We start from the raw sequence: 7,765 nt of genomic DNA, 5'->3' as shown, positions 1-7,765 counted from the left end.
CCTTGCTATGTCAACTATTTTTTGAGATTTTTAGTGGTTTTTCTCCTCTGAAACTCTAAACTCTAGAACTGTTTAATTTTAACACGAAAAAAGCCCTGAGACTCAAGCTATTCCCAGCGGCTGCATACCTTTACCGGAAAACATGTTGATGCGCTGCCTCTGCGATGCGGGGACGCATCGCCATTTTCGATGGCTGCAAGCCATTGAAAATGGCGGAATCGGAAAATCGTACTTTTACGACTCCGAGACGCGAGACAACTTGCCCTTAAACCAGTAACGTGATTTTCGTTCTATTCCTTGACAAAAAAGGACGAGTCATCGGCATCGACCACATCCAGTTCATGCATTTTTTCCAGAGCCACGCGGAGGTTGCTCAGTTCCTGCTCACCCTGTCCGAAACGTACGTAGTATTCGGCACGTTTTCTCACATCTTCCAGCAGCTTGTTGCGCCCCAGCAGGTAAAGCAGCGCATAGCCGATCTTATACTTATCCTTACCTTTCTCGCGCATGGCTTCGGCAAGCGCAGTGACCTGCTTCATCTGCTCATCATCAAGTTTTTTCAAGGGCATTTCCGGCTCCGATACTCGCGTTTGCAATGAGATACAATATAGACCATTCTCCCTGTTACCGATACCCACGGGCATGCCTGCGCCGGAAGCAAACTCAACACGCAGTATTCTTATCACTGGCTGCTCCAGCGGCATCGGTCTGCATGTTGCACGGGGGCTTAGAGAACGCAGCTACCGGGTATTTGCCACGGCCCGCAAGGAACAGGATGTGGAACGATTGCAGACCGAGGGATTCGAAAGCCTGCAACTGGATCTGGACGATACACAGAGCATACAGGAGGCGGTAAATACGGTATTGCAACGCACCAGCGGAAAGCTGTATGCCCTGTTCAACAACGGAGCCTACGGTCAGGCAGGCGCAGTGGAAGACCTGAGCCGCGCCACCCTGCTGGCGCAGCTGGAAACGAACCTGCTGGGCTGGCATGACCTCACCTGCCGCCTCATCCCTGCCATGCGTGAGCGAGGCGAAGGCCGTATCATCCAGAACAGCTCCGTACTGGGATTTGCAGCCATGCCCTACCGGGGCGCATACAACTGTTCGAAATTTGCCCTTGAGGGACTCACGGACACCTTGCGCCTGGAACTTGCCGGAACAGGCATCCATGTTTCCCTGATCGAACCCGGCCCTATACGCAGCCGCTTCAGGGCCAATGCGCATGCCATGTTCCTGAAAAACATCGATTGGGAACACAGCTGCCATACGGTGCAGTACCGGAAGCAAATCGAACGGCTGCAACAGGAAGGCGACGCCGCACCCTTTACCCTGGGGCCGGAAGCCGTGTTGCGCAAAGTCATCCACGCACTGGAAAGCTCACGCCCCCGGCCACGCTACTATGTCACCTTCCCCACTTATCTTTTCGGTTACCTGAAACGTTTGCTTTCCACGCGTATGCTGGACAGGCTGATGCTGAAAGCATCGGGTGGCGGCAAGCATTGAGTCCGGTTTCAGATCTGGCCGTCGAAATAGCGCTGCAAAAAGGTATCGAAACTTTCACTTTGGTCTGCCTCCAGCGCTTCCTGCTGCTTCAGGGACAGTGCACCCACTTCGTTCATGTGATCCCGAAAACCGCCATCCAATTCCCGGGATGAAAAATAACGCCATTGCTCCAGGGACAGGCGCCGGGCAAACTGGTAAAAGCCTTCACCATTTTCGCGCATCTCCAGCAACATACGCCCCGAGGGCGTGAAGTCGGCATCGAGGAGCTTTTTCTGTTGTATCACCAGGGTATCCCTGTAGTGCGTATCCTTCTTTTCCCGCGCCAGGACATCGGCCAGGGGCTGCATGGCATCAAGCAGTTCTGTGGCCCACTCACGGAAGAGCACTGCCTTGCCATCGCGCTGGAGCTTCAACAGCGGATCACGCCCCTGCTGGGCAACCCATATCAGGTTGCGGTCGATCTCCCGACGCTCAGTCCCACTGATTTCCGGGCTCGCAGCGAGGAGACAGTACAGCATGAAGAGATGCAGAAAGCGCAGCTGGTGGTCATCGACGCCGAGGGGATGGTAAGCATTGACATCCAGAGAACGCAGTTCCACGTACTGGATGCCTTTTTCCATCAGCGCGCGGCTGGGCGTTTCCATGTCCACGGGAGGCTGCTTGGGACGAATGGAACTGTAGTATTCGTTTTCGATCTGCAGCCGGTTGGCGTTCAGCTGCCGGTACTCGCCATCCACTTTGACGCCAATCTCCTCCCACACGGGACAGGGCGTCTTGGTGGCACAAGCCAGACTTTCGACATAGTCAGTCAGGCTGTCATAACAGGCCTTGACCCCCATGCCCTCTTCCTTGCGGTTCTGGTACCCGATGTCACCCATGCGCAACGAGGTGGCATAGGGCTCGTAATAGGTGGTGTCGTCGAACACCAGCAGATCGGGCTCCTTGCCGGTGAAGAAGGAACGGCAGACGGCCGGTGAAGCACCAAAAAGATAGGGAATGATCCAGCCATAGCGCTGCAGATTGCGCACCATGCCCATGTAGCGGCTATCACGAAAATCCCGCAGGCTTCCCTTGTCGCCCTGCACGGCCTGGTACATGGGCCAGAAATCATCGGCAATGGAGTAGTTGAAATGCACGCCGGCGATAACCTGCATCACGCGCCCGTAGCGGTATCCCAGCCCCAGGCGGTAGATATACTTCATAAGGCCATGATTGGAACTGCCATACCGTCCCACGGGTATGTTGTCCTCCCCCGCCAGCACGCAGGGCATGCTGGTCGCCCACAGCAACTCATCCTGCAGGTGTTCCTGTACATAGAGGTGCAGGCTCTGCAGGCAGTCCAGCGCTTCGGAGAACTCCTTGAAAGGTGGTGTGACAAATTCCAGCAACGCCTCGGAATAGTCGGTGGTGATATTTGGATGCGTCAGGGCAGAACCCAGCGACCGGGGGTGCGGTGTAAAGGCGATTCCCCCGGAATCGGCTACCCGCAGGCTTTCTTTCTCCAGCCCGAACAAACCGCTGACCAGCAGCCCGGGATCTCCCCTGTCGCAGATCCGGGCAAGCGTGTCCTGCACCGATGGGGTACCCGAAGGCATTGAATCAATCGGCTTGCGCGGTTACGGGCTGTTTCTGACGTATGTAATCGGCAAGGATTCTGGCGGTCTCTTCCTGCATGATACGGTTGATGCCCTCCGGATCCTCTTCGGTATCCGTGTCATCTTCCTCTTCATCATCCAGCTTGGTCAGAGGTTCCAGACCACGCAGCGCACGCAGTTTGTTGTGACGCTCCAGCGCCCGCTGTTCTCTTTCCTGCCATTCCTTCTTACGCTCCGACTCCAGCAGGGAAACCTCCTTTTTGTCCTGCAGCTTGTTGATTTCCTGATTCTGCTCTGTCAGGAAACGGAAAGCCAGATCATGCCCCACACGCTTCTCATGCTTGCTTTGCAGCATGGACAGGTGCAACTGACCCTCCGGGTGATACTCTGCTGGCTTGATCTCAGCCCAGGGCAAGGCGTTGTCCAGCGACCGCTCACCATGCTTGCCGGAACCATCCGCCGTGGGGAAAATCACATCCGGCACCACACCCTTGTGCTGAGTGCTGCCACCCTGAACGCGGAAGAACTGGGCAATGGTCAGGCGCAGCCGGCCAAGATCATCCTTGCCTCTGGCAAACTGACTCAAATCCACTAGGCTTTGCACAGTACCCTTGCCAAACGTGGGTTCACCAACGATCAGCCCGCGACCGTAATCCTGAATGGCCGCCGCAAATATTTCGGAGGCAGAAGCGCTATTGCGGTTGACCAGCACGGCCAGCGGGCCACTGTAGACTTCCTCGGGATCGGTATCGCGCTCGACATCGATGTGTCCCTGGGAATCCTTCACCTGTACCACGGGTCCGAAAGGAATGAACAGCCCCGTCAGTTCGGTGGCTTCTGTGAGTGAGCCGCCGCCGTTATTGCGCAGATCCACGATGATGCCATCCACCTTTTGCTTTTGCAGCTTGGCAATCAGCTTGCGCACATCCCGTGTAGTGCTGCGAAAATCCTTGTTGCCCGATGCCTGGCCGCGGAAATCACGGTAAAAAGCAGGCACATCGATGACCCCAAAACGCATACCATCGGCTTCGATGATGCTGGATTTTGCTGCCTGATCCTCGAGCTTGATCTTGTCCCGGACGATGGAAACGATTCTTGTGGGCGCATCCATACCTGCGGCTTTCGGCAACACATTCAGGCGAACGAGCGTGTCCTTCTTGCCGCGAATCTTTTCAACCACATCCTGCAGCGGCCAGCCGACGATATCCAGCATTTCACCGTCCTTGCCCTGGGCCACGCCCACGATGCGATCTCCAGCATGCAACTGCCCGCTCTTGTCCGCCGGACCGCCGGGAACGACTTTCTGCACCGTGGTGTATTCGTCGTCGGAACGCAGCACTGCACCGATACCCTGCAATGAAAGACGCATGGAAATATCAAAATTCTCTGAACGTTCCGGCGACATGTAAGCGGTATGAGGCTCGATACTCAGTGTGTAGGCATTGATGAAGGTCTGGAACACACTGTCTGCATCCAGCTGATGAATGCGGCGGCGCAGGGTCTTGTAGCGCTTTTCCAGGGTTTCCCGGATCTTCTTCTCATCCTTGCCGGCCAGGCTCAGCCCGAGAATGTCATTCTTTACCCGCTTGCGCCACTGGTCACTGATTTCCTTCTTATCCTTTGCCCAAGGCGCATCTTCACGGTCGAAACGGTAAGTTTCATCGCGGGTGAAATCAAACTTGTTCTTTTCCAGCAGGCTCAGGGGCAGCGCGACACGCTGATCGACCCGCATGCGGTATTTGCGGAAAATGTCGAAGGCCGGTTCCAGCTTGCCGCTTGCAATGGCATCATCGAGCTTGTACCTGTATTTGGCAAAGGTATCGATATCCTGCTGCGTGAAGAAACTCTTGTTGGGATCGAGGGATTCCAGATAACGATCCAGTATTTTCTCCGACAGCTTGTTGTCCAGCACCACCTTGCGGTAGTGGTAGCGCTCTAGCACCCTGTTGACGATCAGGGCAGTCTGCCGCTGAATATTGTCGGGCACCAGCGCGTCTACAGGCACCTCCTTGGCGACGGCAAACGCAGCCGTGCTGAAGGCCAGCAGAGAAAAAACGCCTATCCAGTGGATCAATATCTTTTTCATAAATTATTCCGCATCTGTTACACGGTTACCGTCAGACCTGCACCAAGGGGACGCCTCAGGCCGATCGCCAGTTCCAGGTATTCGTCCTCCTGCGGGTCAATGTAACCGTGACGCAGGAGAAAATCTATAATCACCAGGTTGCAGTTGAGTTTGAATTCATCTGTTTCCCTGACGAGGCGAGCCACCTCCTCCACTGGCAACAGCGTAAAAGACTCAACTTCGCCATCGGTGTTTTGAGGCTCGAAGCCGGGAGAAAGTTCCAGATCATAACAATACAATATGTCGGGTCTATAGCCTCTTTCAGCAACCCGATTGTAACTGACCAGCCCCACGGGGACTGCCTCACGCGCCACATTTTCCGGCAGACCGGCCTCTTCGGCGCATTCCTTGTGCAGATTCTCCTCCAGACTCATGTCCCATGGCAAACCGCCAGCCACCATATTGTCCAGGCTGCCGGGATAGATCAGACGATCCCTGGCGCGGCGACCCAGCCACATGTGCAACCCGTCGTCTTTCCTCACAAAGCCGTTGAGGTGCTGTCCGAACGCACGTACGCCAAAATAGGCGGCGGCTGAACGATCCATCATGCACAGGGCCGCTTCCCTGCCTGCCGGCGTCACCGGATAGGATTCGCCCATGGGCGCATTGATCAGGCCACGGGCAGACAGCCATTCTACCAGTCCGGCCAGCGCCACGCTGCGGGCATCGAAGCTGTCCAGCCCTGGCGCCATACCCACACGCTGTGCCGAAACCGTAAAAACCGCCGGGTGCTCCCGCAACACTTCCACCAGCCAGGGCCTCAGCCACCCTACCACCTGATCTTCGATGAACCAGGGAACGAAGCGTTCACTGATCGGTGGGTTGCAGCTGTGTATGTGGCGCAAATAGCCGTGATCAGTCATCTGCCTTCTGTTCCTCCCGCTTCACCTGTTGCCAGGCATGCTCGAGTTGGTCCAGGCTCAAGACTTTCATATCGTCTTGCCCCTGATCCCGCAAAGCCTCTTCCATGCGCCGGAAGCGTTTCTCGAATTTCCGGTTGCCCCGGCGCAAGGCCTGCTCAGCATCCACATCCAGCAATCGCGCCACATTGACCGCGGCGAACAGCAGGTCACCGACTTCATCTTCGACGGCATCCTGATCGTGGCTTGCAACAGCTTCCTGGACCTCCGCCAGTTCTTCCTGCACCTTGTCCACGGCACCGCCGGCATCGGGCCAGTCGAAACCGACCCGCGCCGCACGCTTCTGCAGCTTGTCTGCCCGCACCAATGCAGGCAATGCCCTGGCGACGCCTTCGAGCACATGGTGCCGCCCGCCCTTCTGTGCCCGCTCACGTGATTTCTCCCGCTCCCAGGCTTCTTTCAGCGCCACATCGTCGTCATGTCGTTCATCCGCAAATACATGAGGGTGGCGACGGATCATTTTTTCGCAGATGCCTTCCACGATGTCGTTGAAGTCGAACAGCCCCTGCTCCTTTCCCATTTGGGCATAGAAAACCACCTGAAACAGCAAATCACCCAGCTCATTTTTCAGTTCAGAAAAATCCGCATTTTCGATAGCATCGGCCACTTCATAGGCTTCCTCCACGGTGTAGGGAGCAATGGTGGCCCACGTCTGCTTCCTGTCCCAGGGGCAGCCCTTGTGTGGATCGCGCAGACGCGCCATGATATCCAGCAACGATTCGATTTTGTGTGACATGAGATCAGACGCTTCCTATCCGGCAACGCATATTTCCTATCAGCTTCATATCCGCATCAACAAAGACATCCGGATTGTGGCAGGTGCGCTGGGAAGCTGCAATTTTGTCGCTGGCAACTATGTGTACACAGGCAGCGCCAGGCGAAACCTCGCGGCAAGGATTCAGCGTCATCTGTCAGACCATAAGAAACTCCACTGGCATATCGACTACCTGCTTGCTCATCCGGCGGTCGAAATAGTCGAAGTGAAAACTGCCGCCATCCCGGAATGCCAGTGGAATCAGACGCTGTCCGGAACAGTTCCCTGCTCCGGCTTTGGCGCCAGCGATTGCCGCAGGCACTGCGGCTCACATCTCAAGAAGGTCTGACCATCGTTCAGAGATAATCCGGCAGCTTGCTGCGAATGTCTTCAGGTGCCTGCCTGGCGACATCCTTGGGAATCTCGCCGGCGATACGGGTTTTAGCATTGTCATCCAGGCATTCCCTCAACACGCCAAGAAATGCGGGAGCCGCCACCACATAAAGTTTCTCGAACCGGTTCTGCAACGCAGCCTGACGTAATTTTGCACACAGATCCTTTGCAAAACGCTGTGCTTCGATGCTTTTTGCATCAAACTGGGATTCCATAGCATGACGCCCCTGACCACCGCTATCGAAGCTGCGGCCCGCGCTGTCGGTGTAGAAATCATTGTTTTTCTTGCGCGCCTCCGGATGCTCCAGCTCTTCAAGAAGAACCAGTGGCGCAGCACGATTATCTGCCTGGAGAATTTTCGCATAGCCACCATCAGCAGCCAGTACCCATGAAACAGCCATCCTTTTCACCTCTCATTCATTACAACTAGAGTTTAGAGTTTCAGAGGAGAAAAACCACTAAAAATCTCAAA

The 7,765-nt window shown here is 55.7% G+C and carries 8 protein-coding genes; 2 read left to right on the top strand and 6 right to left on the bottom strand.

Annotated elements, in window-relative coordinates; all coding sequences use genetic code 11:
- Nucleotides 1-290 precede the first annotated feature (290 nt).
- Nucleotides 291-563 carry a hypothetical protein gene (locus tag ACOCD2_RS08775; RefSeq protein WP_293646787.1) on the bottom strand — a complete coding sequence of 91 codons (273 nt, stop codon included), beginning with the start codon at nucleotides 561-563 and terminating at the stop codon, nucleotides 291-293.
- Nucleotides 564-642: 79 nt separating this feature from the next.
- Between ACOCD2_RS08775 and ACOCD2_RS08770 the strand changes: the two genes are divergently transcribed.
- Nucleotides 643-1,506 carry an SDR family oxidoreductase gene (locus tag ACOCD2_RS08770; protein ID WP_293646785.1) on the top strand — a complete coding sequence of 288 codons (864 nt, stop codon included), beginning with the start codon at nucleotides 643-645 and terminating at the stop codon, nucleotides 1,504-1,506.
- An 8-nt stretch (nucleotides 1,507-1,514) separates the two neighbouring features.
- Here ACOCD2_RS08770 and gshA read toward each other — a convergent pair whose 3' ends face one another.
- The 4 genes from gshA to mazG are packed head-to-tail and all read right to left on the bottom strand — an operon-like array spanning nucleotide 1,515 to nucleotide 6,882.
- Nucleotides 1,515-3,101 (bottom strand): glutamate--cysteine ligase, encoded by a 1,587-nt coding sequence (gene gshA, locus ACOCD2_RS08765; protein ID WP_293646783.1) that lies wholly within the window; start codon nucleotides 3,099-3,101, stop codon nucleotides 1,515-1,517.
- Between the two features lie 4 nt (nucleotides 3,102-3,105).
- Entirely contained in the window at nucleotides 3,106-5,187 is a 2,082-nt protein-coding gene (locus ACOCD2_RS08760; protein WP_293646781.1) for a carboxy terminal-processing peptidase, read from the bottom strand.
- A 17-nt stretch (nucleotides 5,188-5,204) separates the two neighbouring features.
- Nucleotides 5,205-6,089 (bottom strand): DUF4743 domain-containing protein, encoded by an 885-nt coding sequence (locus tag ACOCD2_RS08755; RefSeq protein WP_293646779.1) that lies wholly within the window; start codon nucleotides 6,087-6,089, stop codon nucleotides 5,205-5,207.
- Nucleotides 6,082-6,882, bottom strand: coding sequence for a nucleoside triphosphate pyrophosphohydrolase (gene mazG / locus ACOCD2_RS08750; RefSeq protein ID WP_293646777.1), 801 nt, complete (start codon nucleotides 6,880-6,882; stop codon nucleotides 6,082-6,084). The genes ACOCD2_RS08755 and mazG overlap by 8 nt, the downstream gene beginning before the upstream one ends.
- Between mazG and ACOCD2_RS08745 the strand changes: the two genes are divergently transcribed.
- Nucleotides 6,881-7,249, top strand: coding sequence for a GIY-YIG nuclease family protein (locus ACOCD2_RS08745; protein ID WP_293646775.1), 369 nt, complete (start codon nucleotides 6,881-6,883; stop codon nucleotides 7,247-7,249). The genes mazG and ACOCD2_RS08745 overlap by 2 nt on opposite strands.
- A gap of 7 nt (nucleotides 7,250-7,256) precedes the next feature.
- On the opposite strand, the gene ACOCD2_RS08740 is transcribed toward ACOCD2_RS08745, so the two are convergent.
- Complete coding sequence (locus ACOCD2_RS08740) at nucleotides 7,257-7,694, bottom strand: host attachment protein (RefSeq protein ID WP_293646773.1); 438 nt, start codon at nucleotides 7,692-7,694, stop codon at nucleotides 7,257-7,259.
- Nucleotides 7,695-7,765: the final 71 nt, after the last annotated feature.

The organism is Thiolapillus sp. (genome assembly GCF_048562965.1).
In the GTDB taxonomy this organism is placed as follows: Bacteria; Pseudomonadota; Gammaproteobacteria; order Chromatiales; family Chromatiaceae; genus Thiolapillus; species Thiolapillus brandeum_A.
This window is presented reverse-complemented; position numbering and strand designations above follow the sequence as displayed.